This is a genomic window from Aliivibrio fischeri, from assembly GCA_038993745.2.
Lineage (GTDB): Bacteria > Pseudomonadota > Gammaproteobacteria > Enterobacterales > Vibrionaceae > Aliivibrio > Aliivibrio fischeri_B.
The window spans coordinates 1,180,443-1,199,605 of sequence record CP160629.1 but is presented as its reverse complement, the minus strand read 5'-3'; the positions used below and the strand labels follow the sequence as shown (position 1 = coordinate 1,199,605).

Sequence of the window (19,163 nt, the reverse complement as noted above, 5' to 3'; positions counted from 1 at the left end):
ATAAATAGTGTTAGATCACACATCACTCAAATTAATTTAAGTTAATGCAAAAACAGATAAATCACTGTAATTAAAGCAGTTTTATTTCACAAAGAGAATACAAATCAAATACTAATTTGGTTATTTTATTTAACAAATAACCAAATTTAGTGAATTGTTACTTTATAAAGAGAAACAAAGATAGTTTGTATTTTCATGTTTTTTTCGATTATAAAAATACAATTGTTCGTCATTAATAATATAGTTAAGATCTGTTTCAAAACCTTTTAATGAGTCCAAATCTTGAACAAAAACTGGAGATTTAGCGGGTTTATAATGCCAGTCTATATTTGTATACTTTAGTGATATTTTATTCTTTTTAACCTTATAGCTCGCATCAATAATAACTTCATACTTATGACGCTCTCCATTTTTGAAAACTAACTCACCAGTTTGAAAAATAGTTAAATTAGATGATGAAGCAAAATAGAGTACATCTTTCTCTGTTATTTCTTGGTATTTTTTATACGGTTCTGAAATAAAATTTTTAGATAATTCATTACATGCCCAACGAGAACCAGCGAGCTCAGTATCATTAAAGCTAAATTTATAAAATGCCAATCCCACTAGTATAAGCAATAAAACCAAATTAACTAATCGCATACTAGTTTCGCCCTTTTTAATGCTTCACCAATGATGTTTGGCAAATTATCATATGAAAATTGACTTAACGAATAGTTTCCATTTCTATTATTATTTTTTGCTTCTATGTATCCTTTTAAGGAGTACGTATCATCCTCATATACTGAGTCATACATCCTAATGTAAACATTTGCATTACATTCAGCCAAATTCAAAGATTCAATACCAGATTTGATCTTCTCTATATCTGTTTTTTCTTTTGTCTTATTTAGCAAATAAAAATCCGTGTTATTGACACTAAAGTGCTCATAATTATTGCTCACTAAAAAGTGCGGTATTGATATGTACCTTTGGTACACGACACCAACAATAATCATCGCAACTAGGAAAAAACAACAACTTACTGATTTAACAGAAGGTTTGGTCAATAATTGTTTAAGTATTGCATCAGCTGTTTTTCTATTAAACGCTTCTTTTTTATTTATCTTATTGGCAACAGATGATGGTTCTGATTGTTTTTTTAAAGGTGCAATTTCATTCGTATTTTCAACGATTGTGATTGGCTGCTCTATAGCAAGTAAGTAACCGATTTTACTTACTGTTTTAATCGTTACGTTCTCTGCTTTTAATTGCACTAAATTACGTCTTAAATTCGAAATAACATTCGTTAATGCCTGATCGGTAACAACCATACCTTCCCAACAAACATTAAATAGTTGATCACGAGATACACTTTTTCCTTGCTGATCAAGCAATAATCTAAACACTTCATAAGGTAATGGTCTTAACATTACTTTGTGACCAAACTGGTTTGTTAACGTTCTGCTTTCAGGTTCTAACACTAAATTAGCAATAATTATTTTATGCATTTAAGCCTTATAGTGAAAAATATAAGTAGAAGAAAATTGATTCATATAAATCACACAAAAAATACATCTTCAAATAAGAGGCATTGGTTTCATTTATAAAACTCTGGAGTCTACCTAAAAAAACTGACAAATCAATAATTCTTAGAGCCATATCACTATTTAGTAAAATAAATGCTTATTAAACATCAAGTTGAGACAAAAAAACCTTCAACAACTTTAGTTAAAACAAATAAAAAAACAAACAAAAAACAAATGTGAGTTTTCCATTTAGACTCTATAAGCAACTTTCTTATAATGCCCCCTACTTTTCCTTCCCAATTTATAAATGAGAATCCCATGAAAAAAATTGCACTTTTATTGGTATTATTTTCAGCATTTTCTAATGCTAACGATAACATTTCAGGCTTTTACTTAGGTGCTGGCTTGGGTGCAACCACTTTTGATGATGGTGGCGCATTTGATTACACAGGCGCTTCTATCAATGCTGATGATTCAACCCTTAAATTCATGGGTGGCTACCAATTCAATCGTATTGTTACTGTTGAACTTCAATACACAAAATATGGTGACATCAATGTAAACCATCCTACTGCTAAAGCAGCTGGCTTTAAAGGTATTGATATTGAATCAACGTCTATCTCACTAGCTGCAAACCTAGGTTATACATTTGATAGCGGCTGGCGCCCATTTGGTATCGTTGGTTTAGGTTCATTAGAATCATCAACGAATGTACTAGGCCACTCTCTAAGTGAAAATAATACGTCTTTCCATTACGGTGTAGGTGTTGAATATGCACCAAAAGCACTAAGTGGATTGGCTTTCCGTGTAGCTTATGAAGGTGATATGTTTATTGAAGAGAACGTATATCAAGATTACGGTTACTACAGCTACTCTGATGACTACGCAATGAATATTGGTACTTTTTACGCAGGTGCAACTTACAAGTTCTAAGTTACGACTTATTGCGAATACAAATCAAAACGGGTAGCCAAAAGCTACCCGTTTTTTCTTAAAAAAAGATTATTGTTTATTTTAGATTTACCGCTTTTTCTGATAATTCTACCGCATCACCGTTCATCACTTTCTTGGTTAATAACTTACTAATAGCAATAGCTGCGAATACAGGTAAGAACCAACTTGCGTGCGCTTCAAACAAAGGTACATACTCATTTAACAATGTTGCCAATGATTCTGGTAATAAACCAAGAATATGTAACGCATCTAAACTACCAAATACAAGTGTTATACATACAATTGCTACGTAAGCCGCTAAATTTTGTTTCGTTGTCGGCACAAACAATGCGGTTAAAACAAGTGCAATGGCTATCGGACAAAGGATCAGAATTGCTGGTAAACTGATCGCTAAAATTTGCTCTAAACCAAAGTTAGCAATAACGCCAGTAAGTACCGTTACGATGATCGCAGTAACGGCAAATGGTGAACGAAATGTTTGTTGATAATATTCAGCACATGCATTGGTTAAACCGACAGTAGTAGTTAAACAAGCCATAATAATAATGCCCGCCAATAAATACTGTCCTAATGGGCCAAAGATCTCTGCAACATAACGAGTTAGTAGCTCACCACCATTCGTTGCCCCTTCTGAAATAGAAGCAGAAGTAGCGCCAACGTATGCCATAGCTAAATAGCATGCAGACATCAAAAGAGCGTAAACAAACGTTACTTTAAGCGTTGCATGGAAAATCTCTTTTGGTGACTCACAACCTTTATCTTGAATTGCTTTGATAATGATCCAACCAAAACCAACTGCTGCAATGGCATCCATTGTCATGTAGCCTTGAATTAAACCACTCGTCACGGCTTTGTATTGATAATCAGCACTCGGTGTATTGAAAGCGCCTAAAGGCGTGACGATAGCTGCAACAGCTAAAGCGGCCAACATTAGTACAAGTAAGGGTGTCATTACCTTACCAATATAATCGACTAACTTTCCACGTTGAAATGCGAGTAATAGTGTTACACCAACAAATAATACCGAGAAAATAAGTAAGTGATCGCCTTCAACAAATGGCTTAATTCCCATTTCGTAAGCAACCGTTACTGCTCTTGGCATACCAAATGCGGGACCAATAGCGGTAAACAAAAGAAACCAAAAGGCAATGGAAAGTGGCTTTGGTAATGCCTGTGTTAGCTGAGCACTACTACTTAATCGACCTAATACAATTAATGTCAAAGATGGTAAACCAACAGCAGTAAGCAAAAAGCCTAACATTGCTGGTAAGTATTGTGTTCCTGCCTCTAAACCAAGAAAAGGAGGAAAGATGATATTCCCTGCGCCAAGAAACATGGCAAAAGTCATTAGACCAATCGCAAGCAAGTTGTGTTTTTTCAATGTACAAGTCCTCTTTTGCTATTGGGCTATACCCTAGTAGCTTTTATTATGGACCGTCAGTTTGGCTGGGAAAATATAAGAAGGAGTTTGACTATTCTCCGTCAGCCCGGCTGACGGAAGTGCCGCCAGCCTAGTTAATAATCACTAGAATGACTGCAATAATTGTTGATGTTACACGCGATACAGATCCGAGCATCATTTTGCACAAAGCAACAGATTGTTGGACTGTTAGAGAAAGCATGAAAAATTTCCTAGTTATTTATCGTGGTAACCAAATCAATATATAAGTAATAACTCTCATTGTAAACACTGTTATAGTTAAAAATATTATTATCTCAACAATGATTAGTTGTCTTATCTATATATTAAATCTAAAAAGCCAAGGATTTAATGCCTCACATCAAATCCTTGGCTTAACTATAGTAACCATAAGTTATTCAGGTTTAAGCACTAAAACTTCGGTAATATCTTTATCACTATGACGCTCTGGAACTTGCTCCCATGGTTCTCCCATGTTCTATTCACAACACGTCCACGCTGGACAGCAGTTCTCGCTAATATCATTTTCGCCCAATGTCTCACATGAACATAACTACCTACATCCAAAAACGTTTCAGCATTATATAAATAACCAAGAATCAAATTGCCATACCACGGCCAGATAGCCATATCTGCAATAGTATATTCATCTCCCGCAATATATTGATTCTTAGTTAACTGCTTATCTAATACATCTAGCTGACGTTTTACTTCCATCGTAAAACGGTTAATTGGGTATTCAAATTTCTCTGGTGCATAAGCATAAAAATGCCCAAAACCACCACCAAGATATGGTGCAGAACCATGTAACCAAAATAACCAGTTCATCACTTTTACGCGCTTTTCAGGTGCTTCTGGTATAAACGCATTAAATTTTTCTGCTAAATATAACAAGATAGAGCCAGATTCAAAGACCTCTATTGGCACTTCTCCTGAAGAATCAACAAGAGCTGGAATTTTAGAATTAGGGTTTACATTAACAAAACCAGATGAGAATTGATCGCCTTCACTAATTTTAATTAAATGCGCATCATATTCCGCTTTCTTTATTCCTAGCTCTAGCAACTCTTCAAGCATGATTGTCACTTTTTGTCCGTTTGGTGTCCCCATCGAATAAAGTTGTAAATCATGTTTGCCGACTGGTAGCTGCTTTTTATGTGTAGCACCTGAAACTGGACGATTAATTTTCGCCCATTCACCACCGCTTTCACTATCAAAGGACCACACTTTAGGTGGGATATATTGTTGTTCCATACTGACTCCTAAAAAACGATATAACTATTTTTATAAAAATAATATTAGTGTTTAGCACTTCCGCTTTTGGCAAAATTTTGCGGATAAAGAGAACGATTAGCCTCTTCATCAAACTCTGATTTAAACTCAACGTTGTTTGCTATATTCCGTGCTTTTTCAACAGCAGGACGACTATTGATACCATCAAACCAACGTTGAATATTTGGGTAAGGAGCTAATCCCTCTTCACCTAAAACAACTGTCGCTTTATCAATCCAACCCCATGCCGAAATATCCGCAATACTAAACTCATCACCGACAATATATTCACGACCTTCAAGGTGTTTATCCAAAACGTCATAGTGACGCTGTGCTTCAGATAAATAGCGGTTGATTGCATAAGGTAATTTTTCAGGTGCAAAATGACGGAAATGTACCGACTGACCGGAAAATGGACCTAGACCCGAAGCGATAAATAATAGCCATGAAAGCATCTCGGCGCGGTCTTCTGCTTTGCCACCAAGCTTTCCTCTCGTTTCTGATAAATAAAGTAAAATCGCACTTGAATCAAAAACACGAACTCCATCATCTACGATTGCAGGTGCTTTCTCATTTGGATTAATCGCTCGGTATTCCTTTGTATGCTGCTCACCTTTTAATGTATCTACGGGCATTAACTCAAACGGCAATTCAGTTTCAGCTAAATATAATGCAATTTTCATTGGGTTAGGTGTTTGATGAAAATAAAACTTAAGCATATTGATATCCTTCTAATGACAAAATAAACCAGCATTACAACCGACTGGTATTCGTTGGGCTAAAAACAATATAACTAGACTTGAACGATCGTTCAAGATAATATTTGAACAAATGTTCAAGAAAGTTATTAAAGGCATATTCTTATGGCTAAAAATTCGAAGTTTGATCGCGTACAAGTTGTTGATAAAGCAGTTGATCTTTATTGGGAGAAAGGATTCCATGGGACATCAATGCGTAATCTTCAAGAAGTGATAGATATGCGTCCAGGAAGTATTTATGCCACCTTTGGCAGCAAAGAAGGATTATTTAAAGAATCGTTACAGCGTTACACTCAATCTGGTATTTTGCATTTAGAACAATGCTGTCATGAACAAAAATCTCCTTTACTGGGGCTTAAGTCATTTATTCATAACATTGTTGTAGAGAAACGCTCTAGTGCGCCAAGTGGCATGTGCATGTTAGTAAAAACGGTCACTGAGTTAACGAATGAAAATGAAGAATTATTAACTGAAGCAAAACGCTCTTTGAAGATAATGGAATCTGAATTTGAAAAGGTATTAAAACAAGCGCAAGAGATTGGAGAAATAGAGAAAGAGAAAGATACAAAACAGCTTGCTCAATTTGTTCAGGTCCAAATAGCAGGATTAAGAACCTACGCACGCACTGTAGATAGCGACCTTCCATTACAGAATATGCTGGATAATATGTTTAGTCACTACCCATTCTAAATATCATTTACTTGTGTGGAACAATACTGATCCGAACATATAAATGCTCGGATAGTAAAATATCAGCACAAATGAGCAACAATGAACTAAAGATTATAGTGAGTGTTCCCTTTGCATTTTTCTTTCGTTATACAGCGCATATGCCATATAAGCCACAATAAATACGTTAATAAAAAAGACACCAATACCCAAAAGATTTGTATGAAAAATCATTTCATAAATTTCAAAAGGTAAATAGATAGCGCCGCTCACCAAAGCAAACCATTCAGTCCATACAAGACCTTGCCATAAACCATAAGCTTCAACTAACCGAATTGCAGAATAAACTAATGCGCCAATAGCTAATAACCCCATTCGTGCATCAGTTAATCCGCTAGCAGCATGAATAAAAATACTAGGAAGATGCCCTGCCGGATTCAAATGCAAACGACTAACGATATTTTCAGCAAGTTGACGCATATTATGACCAGCAAGAACATGCAAACCAAATCCAACCAAAAGAGATGCTATACCTTTACAAGCCTCTAATACCGCAACGGCTCGCAACCCTTTTTTTACTACTTTCATGTTTTTCTCTTTTATAACGATGAACACTGTTTATAGACAACAGTGCTTAACAAGAGTCGAAGTATCTGCCTTTATCTTCCGCTTTAAAAGTTATTTATTAATTAGATTCAAAAAGCAATTTTGTACAATATCACTCTATCTCATTGAATTAATCTAATAAAAATTACAAATGGATTAGTAAAGAATGATGGATCAAAATTATTTTTGGCTTAGAGATAATAACGATATCAGCACGGTTGCTACGCTTGGCCCTAAGAGCTCAAGCAGTGAAGCCGCCGCAAACTATTTTTCGACTCTTATCAATCGCCCATTAAAAATACTGCTTTTCGATACGTTTGAAGAGGCATCAGACTATGTTGAGTTATCCGATAGCGCAGCCTTATTAGTTGCAAATGCATATCAAAAAACTGACTTTTTCTATATGAACCCAAAGACATTACTTTCTGGTTCCTTCTTTTTTTCTCCCCTGCTTATCATCTTTGCTGTAAAGACATAAATGCACTACAGCAAAAAGTGAACAATAACGAAATCATCAATATAGATACACATCATGCTCCACTTTCTCGTTTAGATGACTTGATAAAAACAGCCAATCCAAGCGTTATCGATTTATCAAACGCTCGCTTTAACATCCGTCTTTCAACGTCAACTAGTCAAGCTGCCATTCATGTTGCTGAAGGACATTCTGATTGCTGTCTTGTTAACTCGGATTCAATCGCACTATACCAATTAAAGAAAATTTCAGCGCCCCTAACAATAAATATGACATGGGCACTTTTTATAAAAAACCAACAACGTCAAAAGGAAAAGGCTAAATGGATAACCACAAATGCGTACTCGTAATAGATAAAGCTCTACCACAAGGGTTAATTGCGAATACTGCGGCCGTTCTAACATTATCGCTAGGTAAATTGCACCCCGAACTGATTGGTGCTGATAACGTCAATAAAAATGGGGAGATCCATACCGGAATCACATCGATTCCGATCCCTATATTGGCAAGCTCTTCTCATAAAATAAAAGAAATAAGAGCATCTTTAAAAGAAGAAGCCACATTAGTTGATTTTTCTAATGTGGCTCAAACAACCAAAAACTACCAAGACTATTCAGACAAACTTGCAGCAACGAGACCTGAAGATATTGAATACCTTGGTATCGCAATTTATGGCACCAAAAAATCATCAATAAACACACTGGAAACTTGGGGTTAATAAGATGAGTATAATGAATAATATGGTACTAATTTCAGGTCAACCTTACCAAAGAGGGTCGATTTTAAGTTCTGATGAGCAACCAATAAAAACCATCTCACTATCTCCATTCTTTATGGATATACACCCAGTATTAAATAAAGATTACCGTGTTTTTATTGAGCAAGGTGGTTATTCAGACCCTAGATATTGGTCAACAACGGGATTCAAATTCATCCAAGAGCACAATATTACTGAACCTTTATATTGGAATGATCCCAATTGGAATGGGGATAAAAAACCAGTCACAGGGATCAGTTGGCATGAAGCTCAAGCTTTTGCTTGTTTTGTTGGTAAAGAACTTCCAACTGAATCGCAGTGGGAATACGCAGCAAAAGGAAATGATAACCGTATGTATCCTTGGGGAAATACAGAGCCAGATTTAAATATCGCGAATTTCGCTCCCGATTGTGAACCAGTTGAATTTAATCGAAGCTCAACAGACTGGGATGCTCATCCACAAAACCGATCTCCTTTTGGTTGTATAGATATGGGGGAAACCTTGCAGAATGGTGTTTAGATAATTATTTACCAAATTATGCATGGGATGATAACCATGTTGATCCACTTTGTATTTTAGACATCTCTTTTGATCATGTGGTGAGAGGCGGTTCAGGCTTACACGATGAAAATTATATGCGCAGCACCAGCAGAGATAATTATCCCCCAACGGTAAGAGATAATATTGTTGGTTTTCGTTGTGTAAAAAACATTACAGAGTAGGTTGTGAGGTTGTATGGAACAGTTTGAAAAGACCCCTTTTATTGAAAAAAAACCGTCGTCTCTAAGATATTATCAAGAAGGGCCACAAGAAACGCATGAAAATACACCCAAGGTATTAAAAGTCTTTTTACCTAATGAAAGTAAACCGCTAGAAATCACATTAGATGAACTTAAAAATATAGCGCCAATCACTGAGAATCGCCGTGTTGTGTGCGTATGTAATTGGAGTATTCGTCGTACGTGGACTGGTGTACTACTGGCTGATGTAATGAAATATCTCGACATCGATCCGAACAAATACACTAGCCATTTTTTAAAGCAATTAAGCTTTGGTACAGATAAAGGACAATACGATTCGACACTGTCTTATTCACAAGCCATAACAAATCGAGCGATGTTGGTTTGGGATGTAGATGGAGAGCCATTAAGCCTTGAAGAAGGATACCCTCTTAGGCTAATCGACTTTTCACTTTACCGCTACAAAGGGGTTAAATGCCTTTCTGAATTACACTTCACCACCGAATTTAACTCGGGCTTTTGGGAAGCAAAAGCAGGATATTGTAAAGAAGGGAAAATCAAAGCAAAACGCTACAAAATTGTTGATTTACAAGAGCACCGTTTCATTGATGGAACCGGTGAGGTCACTGAATTTTAAGGACAAATGATGACTTTATTTCTTGCTATGGCGATGTTCGCCTTGGTTACTTCACTCTCCCCTGGGCCTGTAAATATTCTAGCAACCATTACTGGGGCAAATCACGGTTATGTAAGGACTATTCCACATATTTTTGGTGCTACTATTGGGTTTGTGTCTATTCTTATTATTTTAGGTTTAGGATTGATACAAGCCTTTGATGGTTCACATACTGCAACACAAGTACTTAATTATCTTGGCAGTGCTTTCTTACTTTATTTGGCTTATAAGGTTGCAACAAGCAGTAAAACTGAACAGGATGAAACAAAGAAAAACGACGCTCCTACTATGTTCCAAGGCCTTTTGTGTCAATGGCTTAACCCTAAAGCTTGGATTGTTTCACTTTCAGGGGTAACCGTATTTTCTAGCAACGGTGTGATTCCACTCGAAGATCTCGGGGCATTTAGTGTGATATTTTTTATCGTATGTTACTGCTGTATATCAACTTGGGCCTTATTAGGCCTTACCATTGGAAAGTATCTCGAACATCCTATCCACTATAAGTTATTTAATCGTATTATGGGAGGGTTGCTCGCACTAACAGTAGTGTATGTATTCTTTATATCAAAATAATAATGGACGTTATGTTGGCTAATTCAAATCCTCACTTTTTAAGATCATCAATTCTTCCGTTTGAATTACGTTATTCAAGTAATTCAAGCGCCTGCTATAAAAAACATACACATCAAGAATTTTCAATTGGTGTCGTGGATAGTGGGATTAGTGAGTATTTCAATCAAAATAAAAAACAAACGATATCCCCTGGTTCTACGGTAATAGTTAACCCCGAAGAAGTTCACTCCTGTAATCCACAGAAAGGAACCAATTGGAGTTATAAAATGCTCTACGTAGAACCAGAGTGGATTGCAAAGTTACAATCTCAAATATTAAATGATAACAACAATACATTCAGACCCTTTCAAATAACCCATACTGATTGCCCTTTCATTTATAGAGGTTTTCAATCTCTGTCTCATACTCTTATAGAAGATGAATCAAAAATAAAAGTAGAACAGACAGCAATCAACTTTTTTTCTGAATTGATTTTAAAAGATACAAACAACCCTTCTCTTGATGTCATTTCTAAAAAGGCGATCGATTGTGCATATCAATATATTTCAGATAACTTTGATAAGAATATTTCTATTTCTGAGATTGCTGAAGTATCTGGATTAAGTGAATTCTACCTTATCCACTCATTCAGAAAACAATACGGAATTACACCTCATGCTTACCAAATTGTTATGCGAATAAATAAAGCTAAATCATTATTAAAAAATGGGGAAAACATTGCATCTATTGCGACAGATCTTGGTTTTACAGACCAAAGCCACTTCCATCGCAATTTTAAAAGTGTTGTTGCTGCTACTCCAAAGCAATATAAACAAAGTTTATAATTTTTACTTCGACTTCTTTGTTGATATATTCCTGCGTTACTGTTTCAATATAGTTAATTAAATAATAATAACACTAGGATTGACTATTCATGAATTTACGTAAGTTATCGCTTATGTTATGTGTAACAGCATCTCCAGTAATGGCTCAACTTGCAGATCAAGAAGGTGTCAGTGGTGAAATAGCAATTACCGCAGGCTTTGCTTCATCGACATCTAACTTCAATACTGAAGGAAGTGACACAATTTCATCTAACACTCAAGCACCAACCTCTGAAGATAGTTTTCTTGCGTTCCCACTAGGAAGCATCACTTACACCTTTGGTGATGCACTAAATCAGCAAGTATATACAGGTACAAGCCGTCAGGATGTGGCAACAGGTATTGTTGTGTTAGAGGTAGGTTATAGATATCAATTTGAATCCAGAATGGTCATGGATTTCGCTATTCTTCCTACTATCATGTCAAGTGAGACGTGGGAAAACCCATATTTAGTCAATCAATCTCGAACAAAAACAGATGAATCAGGCAATGCATTTCGTTTTCAATTGAAAAATATTGCAGGTTCAAACTTTAGCCTTGATAGTGCCTTTGCAACAAAAGAAATAGACACCGACAAGGTTATCGATGAGTTAAAACGCGACGCTAATACGATTTATTTAAAAGGACAATATAGACAACCACTAAGCAGAACAATGCTTGTGATGCCATCGATTATTTATCAATCCTCTTCTGCGAGGGTAAAGCAAATTCATACGACCAATACGGTGTAGAACTCAGCGTATTTAAATTAATGCAAAGACATCAAATTGTATTAACTGCCGGTTATGCTCAACGTCAATATGAATCGACAAATCCGATTTATAATAAAACACGTGAGAATAATAAACTCAGTTTGTTTGCTGCTTATGAATACAAAAATATCATGGATTGGAAAGATTGGTCGCTCGTTGCTTTTGCTGGATATGGCACAGAACAATCAAATATCACTTTCTACGATAACTCTGAATACATTATTTCTACTGGCTTAAATTATAAGTTTTAATCTCAGCGGCCGCCTCTTGAGTACACTCCTTTAACCATTTAATTAAAGGAGTTCTCCGATTTTTACTCGCTACAACAAGCCCTATTTCTCCACCCGGTTGAATAACATCATCTGGCAATAGTAGTTTCTGAAAGTCACTACCTAAGGTATTTGCTAATGATTCTGAGCATGGAAAAAGCATATCCGTTCGTTGTATTGAATTTAAAATGACATCAAGGTAACTGCTTCTCAGCCTCATGCGACATTCTTTATTTAATGATTTTAAAGAATTAACTACATAAGCTTTATGCTCATTCCAATTTGGGATAACAAGCGTCGCAATATCTAATTGAGCTGCATTTTCAAAGCTTTCCTCACCCGTAATTAGAGGGTGTTCTTTACGTCCAATCAATACAAAACGATCGGTGGTCAGTACCGACTGAGAAAGCTGTTTTGAAATTTCTAATGGAAAATAATTTAAACCTAACTGTATTTGATCATGCAAAATATTTTCAGGCGTTGCTCTGTCCCAATTAGAAAATACCACTTCAACATTTGGTGCTTTTTCTAAAATAATGCCACACAAATTAGAAGCAATGGACGGAGCAATAAAACCATTCATAGCGATATTTATTCTTCCCTCTAACTGTGAACTATCAAATTTATCTGATGGTTCTAAAGCAGAAAAAAGTAAAGTCATTGCAGGCGCAATATTATCTCCAATCTCTAATGCCTTAGGGGTTGGCGTTAAGCCATAATGACTGCGTATAAACAATTCATCTTCAAAGAAGTCTCTTAATCGAGCAAGTGCCCTACTGACACCAGGTTGGCTTAAAAACAAACGTTCAGATGCCTTTCGAGTATTACGAACTTCTAATAAAACCGTAAACACTTTGAGTAAATTAAGATCCAGCTGATGAATTTTATGCTTCATTTTGTCCTACTTACTTATCCAAATTAGTACCATAAACGAATCACGCCACCAATGATGACTAAATGATATATCTCATATCCCTTCAATTCATTATCTAGGTTATCAAAAATAAACAACAATGTAATTCAGTTGAGCAAATACCTTTGCCTTATATTGGAGTACACATGAAAAGAACCTTACTTGCTATATCAATTTTCGCTATCACGTGTAATGCATCTGCGAGCAGTTCACCTGATGCCGTATCTTCTATGTCAGATAGATATTCAACATTGGCTAACTTAGAAATGAACGGTGGATTTCCGACAGAAACCAGTCAAAAAATCCTTCAAAATGAAAGCTATTTTCAACGTGCATCCATGCTATATCAATGGGCTCTGCCTATTGTAAATATGAAAGCGATGCAAGAAGGTCACGCAGAGCTAATGAATGGTACCGCCTATAATAAAATAGCCATTTACCAAGATCGTTTAAAACCCAATTCATTAATAACCACACCAAACTCAGATGTTATCTACGCAATGGGCTGGCTAGATATGAAAGAAACAGGTCCTTTAATTATAGAACATCCCGCAGGTTTACAATCATTAATGGATGATATGTACCACCACCCACTACGAGGTCCATTAGATAAAAACCAACCGGGTGGACAATATTTAGGTGATATTGGTAATGCTGGTCCTGACAAAGGTAAAGCGGCGAAATTTCTTATTTTACCGCCAAATAAAAAGCGTGAAGATTACGCACAGCTAGCAGATAAATACTTTATTTATGAATCAAATACTTCTGAAGTATTCTTATTCCTTCGCTCTTTCTTTAAAGACATGAATAACCTTGAGCCTGCAGTTAATCGAGTAAAAGAAATCAAAGTATATCCACTAAATGGCAGTGCTGAGTCAATGGAATTCTTTAATGTCTCTGATGTTCCTTCTAAATCGATTTGGGATAACGATTATCGATTCTATGAAACATTAAACAGAGCCGTTCAAAATATGGAGTTGGCTACGTTTGATCCATATATGAATGGTGTCATGGCCGCAATTGGAATAAGCAAAGGCGTTGAATTTACACCAACTGAAAAGCAAAAAGAGATGCTAACAAAGGCCGCTCAAACTGGTTGGAAAATTAGCAAAGAGATTGCCCTTAACTTTGATGAGAAATCAAGTAAAACCACTGGTGATACATGGTTTTGGAAAGAAGCACCATCGTGGGTTGCTCACGCATTAACTGACAAAGGGAATCAATATCATGCGCTATCAGACCCTTATTATCACAATATAAAAACCGGCTACACCAATGTCGATGCTATCACTCATATGTACACCAACCATTATTCTATGTCTTCAGGAATGATTAACGCCAAAATAGGAGCAGGAGCTAAATACGCTGGTGCATATAAAGATAAAGACCTCAATCCGTTAGTTGGCTCTTGTAATTACTCTTTACACATTCCTGCAGATGTACCTGCTAGCTTATTCTGGTCGGTCACCGCTTATGATGCAGCAACGGCTGCGGGTGTTAATGTTGAAAATCATCAATGGCCTTCACTTGGCGATCGTGATAATCCAATTAAAAACAGTGATGACTCTGTCACATTATTCTTTGGTCCAACCGCGCCAGAGAATGCGCAATTAGCCAAAAATAACTGGTTGCAATTTGATAATGACAGCTGGTTCTCCTTGATCCGTTTTTATGGTCCTCAGCAAAGTTTATTTGATGGTTCTTGGGTCCCTGGGGAATTTGAAAAAATTAACTGCGTGAAATAACCAACAGTTCAATAGGATAAACACATGAAAAAAACACTCATCGCTTTAATGCTTGGCACAATAAGCTTCACTACACTCGCTAATGATTACCTTCCATCTGGAGGTTATGAAACTCTAGAAACACGCAGTGGCCAACTCACCTTTGAAAATGGCTTTGAGCATGGCGTACCAACTAACAAAACATCACAGAAATTATTTGATGAATTGGATTATCAACGTGCAGTACAAGGATATATTTGGGCAACACCGATCGTAAGTTTCTATAAATGGAAAAACGATCACTACCAAACTTGGGGAACAGAAAATGGCCAACTCGTTTACCAAGCTGGTTACGAGTCTAAACTAGGAGGCTTAACTTATAACACTTCAACACCTTATTTAATTGGTTATATGAACTTAAATAATGGACCAATTGTAATTAATCTTCCAGATACGCAATTACGTGGTGCCGTTCATAACATGTGGCAAATTGGTAAAGAACAAATGACTAAACCTGGGAAATATGTCATTTACAAAGCAGAAAATTCAGTACCAAGAGTAAAAGGTGCAACATTAATTGCAATGGATACTAATGACTTCTTTTTTGGTGTGCGTTTAATGAATAAAGATGCCAAAGTTCGTTCAACCATGATGAATTCCATTCAAAAAGGCATTACGGATATAAATGGTAACCCATTAACAAACAAAGGAATTTATCATGTAAAACGTGGGATTGACCATAAACAACCACGAGGTATGGAATTCTGGGAAGTCGTTAACCAAGCTATTCAAGCTAATCCAGTGCAAGAGCGTGATCGTATGATGATGGATATGCTACGCCCTTTAGGCATTGAAAAAGGAAAACCATTTACACCAACCCCAAAACAGCAATCTTTATTAAAAGAGGCAGCTATTGTTGGTGAAGCTATGACAAAAAATATCGATTTTAATAAAACCGGTCGTCTTGATCATGCAGAATATGGTCCAAAAGGTAATCCTTGGGAAATAGCAACCGCATCTACACCTAACCAAGACCGAAATAATGGTATGGATTTAGATGGACGAGCAGCATGGTTTTATGAAGCCGTAACCAATGACATTGCCATGCACGGTATGGACAATGGTGGTTGGGGCCAAGTATATCTAGATAATTACTATTCTGGAGAAAAAGATCACGGCTTAGATGGCGGTAAACACTACACATTAACCATCAAAAACCCAGATATGTACGCTGATTTATTCTGGACAATAACCGTTTATAATGTTGAAAATAGAGCAATAATTGAAAACGATTTAGGTCGCGCAGATGTGGGCTCCAATATCAAAGGTTCGGTCTATAATAAAGACGGCTCAATCACCTTACACTTCTCTCCAAAGAAACCTAAAGGTGTTGCTGAGGCAAATTGGGTTCAAACTAACGAAAAAGAAGGTTGGTTTGTTTACTTTAGAGCGTACTCACCGAAAAAAGCTTTTGTTGATGAAGAACCAAAAACCTTGCTTCCAAACTTTGAAGAAGTGAAATAAAAAATAATATTTAAATAACAGCCTTCTGGTTACTAAAACTAGAAGGCTTTTTTATCAACAAAATGCGCCGTTATTCATTTAGATTGCTATAAAACGTTCATCTATACATTTCTTATGTTATGGTTCTTCTCAACAATAAGGATCCTTATGAACGATTATGAGCTTTTCATAAAAATCAATGACGCTATTCTACTTGAATTTGATGTGTTTAAGCCTTGGGAAAAAACCATGCTATTAAGTACTCAAAACCAAATGATGGATAAATACCCTCTCTCTGAAGAACAAATACAACTATTAAATAAAGTTCTTAATAAGAAAAGACCTAAAAAACGAAGAAAAAAATAAAGCCATATTAAATAACATGGCTTTTCAACCTTAGTGGAATCGACCTTGGTTAAAGTCATCAAATGCTTGTAATACTTCTGCACGAGTATTCATTACAAACGGACCACCTCGAGCAATCGGTTCATTTAATGGTTTACCAGCAACAAATAAAAATCGGGCTGAAGAGTCATCAGCAACAAAGGAAACGTTCTGCCCCTTACCAAATACTGCGAGTGACCGCATATCAACAGTTTGAACTTGATTATCATCACTCTTAATACCCACATTACCTTCAATAACATAGATAAAAGCATTGTGCTCAAACGGTAAGCTTTGTTCTAACATTTGTCCTCTAGGTATATTGATATCCATATACGTAGGATAAACATGAACATTATTCACTGGTCCTTTTGTACCTAGATTTGTTGAACCTGCGATAACTCGGATCTCAATACCATTTTCTCGCTTTTCTAAAGGTGTCGTTTCTGGTGGATACTCTTGATAAGCAGGCTCAATCATTTTTGATGCTTTTGGTAAATTAACCCACAATTGAAATCCTTTCAGTAATCCCTCTTCCTGCTCAGGCATTTCGGAATGCAATACACCTTTTCCTGCGGTCATCCATTGCACGCCACCGGATTCAACAACACCTTCATGCCCAGCACTGTCTTTATGGCGCATTTTGCCATTTAGTAGATAACTGACAGTTTCAAATCCTCGGTGCGGATGCGTTGGAAAACCACCTATATAATCTGAAGCATCATCACTTTCAAAACAATCCAGCAATAAAAAAGGATCAAGCACGTCTAGCTTTTGTGTACCAATAATACGAGTGAGTTTTACACCATCACCATCTGATGTTTCGACTCCAGAAATGGTTCGTACAACTGTTCTGTTTTTTTGCATTACTTCGGACATATAAACCTCCTATGACTCGTTTTTATTACGATTATCTATCGCATACGAGCCCGCACCTTGTGCAAATATCACTAAAAAACCACCTGCTAAGGCGATATTTTTCATAAAGCTTGTCATTTCAGATTGATCGGAAAAATCGACATGAAAAAGTAACGCAGATAATGCACTAAAACCGGCCAATGCAAACGCTGCATATCTCGTTTTCCAACCTAACATCACGGCTAAACCACCAACAACTTCGGTTAAAATAACTAATGGTAATAACGCTCCAGGTACGCCCATCGCTTCCATATAACCTTGCGTCCCTTCATATTGTGTAATTTTACTTAAACCCGATGTAACAAATATTAGAGATAAAAAGAAACGCCCTGTTGGTGCTGCCAGTTGTTGTAATTTATTCATGATTTTTCCTTTTCATACATTAAATTAGACATATATCTTTCATGTCTCATCACTTGGTATAAAGAATAGCCATTGAAGAAATCTTGATAAACAGCAATACTGAGGAAACACTGTTCTCATTTAGAGAACAATAAACAAATAAAGGAATGGATATGGGGCAATTAGAAAGCATGCGAATTTTTATTACTGTTGTTGAAACTGGCAGTATTACCAGAGCAGCAGAGCGACTTAATCTTGCCAAATCAGCCATCAGTAAACGCCTTAGTGAGTTAGAGCAACAACTCGGAGTGAAGCTACTTAATCGAACAACCCGAACATCAAGTTTGACTGAAGCTGGTCAAGTTTATTTGAATAAATGTAAATTAATTTTGGATGAAGTGGACGATCTACATTGTCATATATCATCGACTAGTAGCAAATTAAATGGTGTATTAAAGCTAGCGGTTCCATTAACCTTTGGACTCAAGCACCTTGTCCCTGCTCTCGACAATTTTGCAAAGTTACATCCAGAGCTAAAATTAGATATCGATTTTTCGGATAAAAAAATAGATTTAGTTGAAGATGGGGTTGATTTGGCGATTCGAATTGGCTCTCTGAGTAATTCAACTTTACGAGCGAAACCACTCGCCCCTATCCATCATGTATTATGTGTAAGTCCAGATTACCTAACGGAACATGGACATATCACAACACCTAATGATCTAAAATCTCATAAATTATTAAGGTATAGCCAACAACCACTGTCCGGTGTTGAGTTAATAGATAACAATAACAAAACAATGACAGTTCCGATGGAAAGCTTTTGTATCGCAAATAATGGGGATTTTCTAAAAACAATGGCGGTATCTGGACATGGCGTATTATTCACACCTAAATTTATTGTCTGGGAAGAGCTAGCAAATGGCTCCCTAATACCAATCATGACCGATTATCGCTTCAACTCTATTAAGGCTTATGCCGTTTACCCAGAGACCCGCTACCTACCTCGAAAAGTTCGAATGTTAATCGACTTTTTAGGTGAATATTTCGGTAACGAGCCCTACTGGGATAAGTAATTAAACGAAA

Annotated in this window: 20 protein-coding genes and 3 pseudogenes; 14 read left to right on the top strand and 9 right to left on the bottom strand. The window is 36.4% G+C overall.

Annotation, left to right across the window (positions count from 1 at the left end):
* Positions 1–162: 162 nt before the first annotated feature.
* Together AAFX60_005855 and AAFX60_005850 are read right to left on the bottom strand one after the other, a co-directional pair.
* Positions 163–642 carry a hypothetical protein gene (locus AAFX60_005855; GenBank protein XDF78650.1) on the bottom strand — a complete coding sequence of 160 codons (480 nt, stop codon included), beginning with the start codon at positions 640–642 and terminating at the stop codon, positions 163–165.
* Positions 633–1,490, bottom strand: a complete 858-nt coding sequence (locus tag AAFX60_005850) for a winged helix-turn-helix domain-containing protein (protein ID XDF78649.1) — start codon at positions 1,488–1,490, stop codon at positions 633–635. The genes AAFX60_005855 and AAFX60_005850 overlap by 10 nt, the downstream gene beginning before the upstream one ends.
* A gap of 336 nt (positions 1,491–1,826) precedes the next feature.
* Here AAFX60_005850 and AAFX60_005845 point away from each other — a divergent pair, with 336 nt between their 5' ends.
* Positions 1,827–2,441, top strand: coding sequence for a porin family protein (locus AAFX60_005845; protein ID XDF78648.1), 615 nt, complete (start codon positions 1,827–1,829; stop codon positions 2,439–2,441).
* Positions 2,442–2,517: 76 nt separating this feature from the next.
* On the opposite strand, the gene brnQ is transcribed toward AAFX60_005845, so the two are convergent.
* The 3 genes and pseudogenes from brnQ to AAFX60_005830 all read right to left on the bottom strand — a co-directional run bounded on the left by brnQ (position 2,518) and on the right by AAFX60_005830 (position 5,873).
* Positions 2,518–3,843, bottom strand: coding sequence for a branched-chain amino acid transport system II carrier protein (gene brnQ / locus AAFX60_005840; GenBank protein XDF78647.1), 1,326 nt, complete (start codon positions 3,841–3,843; stop codon positions 2,518–2,520).
* A 433-nt stretch (positions 3,844–4,276) separates the two neighbouring features.
* Positions 4,277–5,136, bottom strand: a pseudogene (gene yghU / locus AAFX60_005835) (glutathione-dependent disulfide-bond oxidoreductase).
* Positions 5,137–5,180: 44 nt separating this feature from the next.
* Positions 5,181–5,873 carry a glutathione S-transferase C-terminal domain-containing protein gene (locus tag AAFX60_005830; GenBank protein XDF78646.1) on the bottom strand — a complete coding sequence of 231 codons (693 nt, stop codon included), beginning with the start codon at positions 5,871–5,873 and terminating at the stop codon, positions 5,181–5,183.
* Positions 5,874–6,017: 144 nt separating this feature from the next.
* Here AAFX60_005830 and AAFX60_005825 point away from each other — a divergent pair, with 144 nt between their 5' ends.
* Positions 6,018–6,602, top strand: coding sequence for a TetR/AcrR family transcriptional regulator (locus tag AAFX60_005825; protein XDF78645.1), 585 nt, complete (start codon positions 6,018–6,020; stop codon positions 6,600–6,602).
* A gap of 93 nt (positions 6,603–6,695) precedes the next feature.
* Here the strand turns inward: AAFX60_005825 and AAFX60_005820 are convergent, their stop codons facing one another.
* A complete protein-coding gene (locus AAFX60_005820; protein ID XDF78644.1) occupies positions 6,696–7,169 on the bottom strand; it encodes a DUF2127 domain-containing protein in 474 nt (157 codons plus the stop codon).
* 184 nt (positions 7,170–7,353) lie between these two features.
* Here AAFX60_005820 and AAFX60_005815 point away from each other — a divergent pair, with 184 nt between their 5' ends.
* The 8 genes and pseudogenes from AAFX60_005815 to AAFX60_005780 all read left to right on the top strand — a co-directional run bounded on the left by AAFX60_005815 (position 7,354) and on the right by AAFX60_005780 (position 12,275).
* The gene (locus tag AAFX60_005815) at positions 7,354–7,665 is read left to right on the top strand and encodes a hypothetical protein (protein XDF78643.1); all 312 of its coding nucleotides are present in this window, start codon (positions 7,354–7,356) and stop codon (positions 7,663–7,665) included.
* A 17-nt stretch (positions 7,666–7,682) separates the two neighbouring features.
* Positions 7,683–8,012: a hypothetical protein gene (locus AAFX60_005810; GenBank protein ID XDF78642.1), complete on the top strand. Its 330-nt coding sequence runs from the start codon at positions 7,683–7,685 to the stop codon at positions 8,010–8,012.
* Positions 7,985–8,380, top strand: a complete 396-nt coding sequence (locus tag AAFX60_005805) for a DUF2000 domain-containing protein (GenBank protein XDF78641.1) — start codon at positions 7,985–7,987, stop codon at positions 8,378–8,380. The genes AAFX60_005810 and AAFX60_005805 overlap by 28 nt, the downstream gene beginning before the upstream one ends.
* 4 nt (positions 8,381–8,384) lie before the next feature.
* Positions 8,385–9,142: pseudogene (locus AAFX60_005800) on the top strand (formylglycine-generating enzyme family protein).
* 13 nt (positions 9,143–9,155) lie between these two features.
* A complete protein-coding gene (locus tag AAFX60_005795; GenBank protein ID XDF78640.1) occupies positions 9,156–9,797 on the top strand; it encodes a molybdopterin-dependent oxidoreductase in 642 nt (213 codons plus the stop codon).
* Positions 9,798–9,803: 6 nt separating this feature from the next.
* Entirely contained in the window at positions 9,804–10,409 is a 606-nt protein-coding gene (locus tag AAFX60_005790) for a LysE family translocator (protein XDF78639.1), read from the top strand.
* Between the two features lie 11 nt (positions 10,410–10,420).
* Positions 10,421–11,233 carry an AraC family transcriptional regulator gene (locus tag AAFX60_005785; GenBank protein XDF78638.1) on the top strand — a complete coding sequence of 271 codons (813 nt, stop codon included), beginning with the start codon at positions 10,421–10,423 and terminating at the stop codon, positions 11,231–11,233.
* An 89-nt stretch (positions 11,234–11,322) separates the two neighbouring features.
* Positions 11,323–12,275, top strand: a pseudogene (locus tag AAFX60_005780) (DUF2860 domain-containing protein).
* Here the strand turns inward: AAFX60_005780 and AAFX60_005775 are convergent.
* Entirely contained in the window at positions 12,250–13,188 is a 939-nt protein-coding gene (locus tag AAFX60_005775; protein ID XDF78637.1) for a LysR family transcriptional regulator, read from the bottom strand. The pseudogene AAFX60_005780 and the gene AAFX60_005775 sit on opposite strands and share 26 nt — an antisense overlap.
* Before the next feature lie 164 nt (positions 13,189–13,352).
* On the opposite strand from AAFX60_005775, the gene AAFX60_005770 reads away from it, so the two are divergent.
* From AAFX60_005770 to AAFX60_005760, 3 genes are all read left to right on the top strand, one after another.
* Entirely contained in the window at positions 13,353–14,951 is a 1,599-nt protein-coding gene (locus AAFX60_005770; protein ID XDF78636.1) for a DUF1254 domain-containing protein, read from the top strand.
* A gap of 48 nt (positions 14,952–14,999) precedes the next feature.
* Positions 15,000–16,454, top strand: a complete 1,455-nt coding sequence (locus AAFX60_005765) for a DUF1214 domain-containing protein (protein XDF78894.1) — start codon at positions 15,000–15,002, stop codon at positions 16,452–16,454.
* A 147-nt stretch (positions 16,455–16,601) separates the two neighbouring features.
* On the top strand, positions 16,602–16,799 hold the full coding sequence (locus AAFX60_005760) for a hypothetical protein (protein XDF78635.1): 198 nt from the start codon (positions 16,602–16,604) through the stop codon (positions 16,797–16,799).
* Between the two features lie 30 nt (positions 16,800–16,829).
* Here the strand turns inward: AAFX60_005760 and AAFX60_005755 are convergent, their stop codons facing one another.
* Together AAFX60_005755 and AAFX60_005750 are read right to left on the bottom strand one after the other, a co-directional pair.
* Positions 16,830–17,696 carry a pirin family protein gene (locus tag AAFX60_005755; GenBank protein ID XDF78634.1) on the bottom strand — a complete coding sequence of 289 codons (867 nt, stop codon included), beginning with the start codon at positions 17,694–17,696 and terminating at the stop codon, positions 16,830–16,832.
* Positions 17,697–17,705: 9 nt separating this feature from the next.
* A complete protein-coding gene (locus AAFX60_005750) occupies positions 17,706–18,098 on the bottom strand; it encodes a DoxX family protein (protein ID XDF78633.1) in 393 nt (130 codons plus the stop codon).
* A gap of 152 nt (positions 18,099–18,250) precedes the next feature.
* Here AAFX60_005750 and AAFX60_005745 point away from each other — a divergent pair, with 152 nt between their 5' ends.
* Entirely contained in the window at positions 18,251–19,153 is a 903-nt protein-coding gene (locus tag AAFX60_005745) for a LysR family transcriptional regulator (protein XDF78632.1), read from the top strand.
* Positions 19,154–19,163 lie beyond the last annotated feature (10 nt).

Coding starts and splice junctions, on each gene's coding strand:
- AAFX60_005855 (XDF78650.1), bottom strand. CDS start 642: ATGCGATTAGTTAATTTGGTTTTATTGCTTATACTAGTGGGATTGGCA.
- AAFX60_005850 (XDF78649.1), bottom strand. CDS start 1,490: ATGCATAAAATAATTATTGCTAATTTAGTGTTAGAACCTGAAAGCAGA.
- AAFX60_005845 (XDF78648.1), top strand. CDS start 1,827: ATGAAAAAAATTGCACTTTTATTGGTATTATTTTCAGCATTTTCTAAT.
- AAFX60_005830 (XDF78646.1), bottom strand. CDS start 5,873: ATGCTTAAGTTTTATTTTCATCAAACACCTAACCCAATGAAAATTGCA.
- AAFX60_005825 (XDF78645.1), top strand. CDS start 6,018: ATGGCTAAAAATTCGAAGTTTGATCGCGTACAAGTTGTTGATAAAGCA.
- AAFX60_005820 (XDF78644.1), bottom strand. CDS start 7,169: ATGAAAGTAGTAAAAAAAGGGTTGCGAGCCGTTGCGGTATTAGAGGCT.
- AAFX60_005815 (XDF78643.1), top strand. CDS start 7,354: ATGATGGATCAAAATTATTTTTGGCTTAGAGATAATAACGATATCAGC.
- AAFX60_005805 (XDF78641.1), top strand. CDS start 7,985: ATGGATAACCACAAATGCGTACTCGTAATAGATAAAGCTCTACCACAA.
- AAFX60_005795 (XDF78640.1), top strand. CDS start 9,156: ATGGAACAGTTTGAAAAGACCCCTTTTATTGAAAAAAAACCGTCGTCT.
- AAFX60_005790 (XDF78639.1), top strand. CDS start 9,804: ATGATGACTTTATTTCTTGCTATGGCGATGTTCGCCTTGGTTACTTCA.
- AAFX60_005785 (XDF78638.1), top strand. CDS start 10,421: ATGTTGGCTAATTCAAATCCTCACTTTTTAAGATCATCAATTCTTCCG.
- AAFX60_005775 (XDF78637.1), bottom strand. CDS start 13,188: ATGAAGCATAAAATTCATCAGCTGGATCTTAATTTACTCAAAGTGTTT.
- AAFX60_005770 (XDF78636.1), top strand. CDS start 13,353: ATGAAAAGAACCTTACTTGCTATATCAATTTTCGCTATCACGTGTAAT.
- AAFX60_005765 (XDF78894.1), top strand. CDS start 15,000: ATGCTTGGCACAATAAGCTTCACTACACTCGCTAATGATTACCTTCCA.
- AAFX60_005760 (XDF78635.1), top strand. CDS start 16,602: ATGAACGATTATGAGCTTTTCATAAAAATCAATGACGCTATTCTACTT.
- AAFX60_005755 (XDF78634.1), bottom strand. CDS start 17,696: ATGTCCGAAGTAATGCAAAAAAACAGAACAGTTGTACGAACCATTTCT.
- AAFX60_005750 (XDF78633.1), bottom strand. CDS start 18,098: ATGAATAAATTACAACAACTGGCAGCACCAACAGGGCGTTTCTTTTTA.
- AAFX60_005745 (XDF78632.1), top strand. CDS start 18,251: ATGGGGCAATTAGAAAGCATGCGAATTTTTATTACTGTTGTTGAAACT.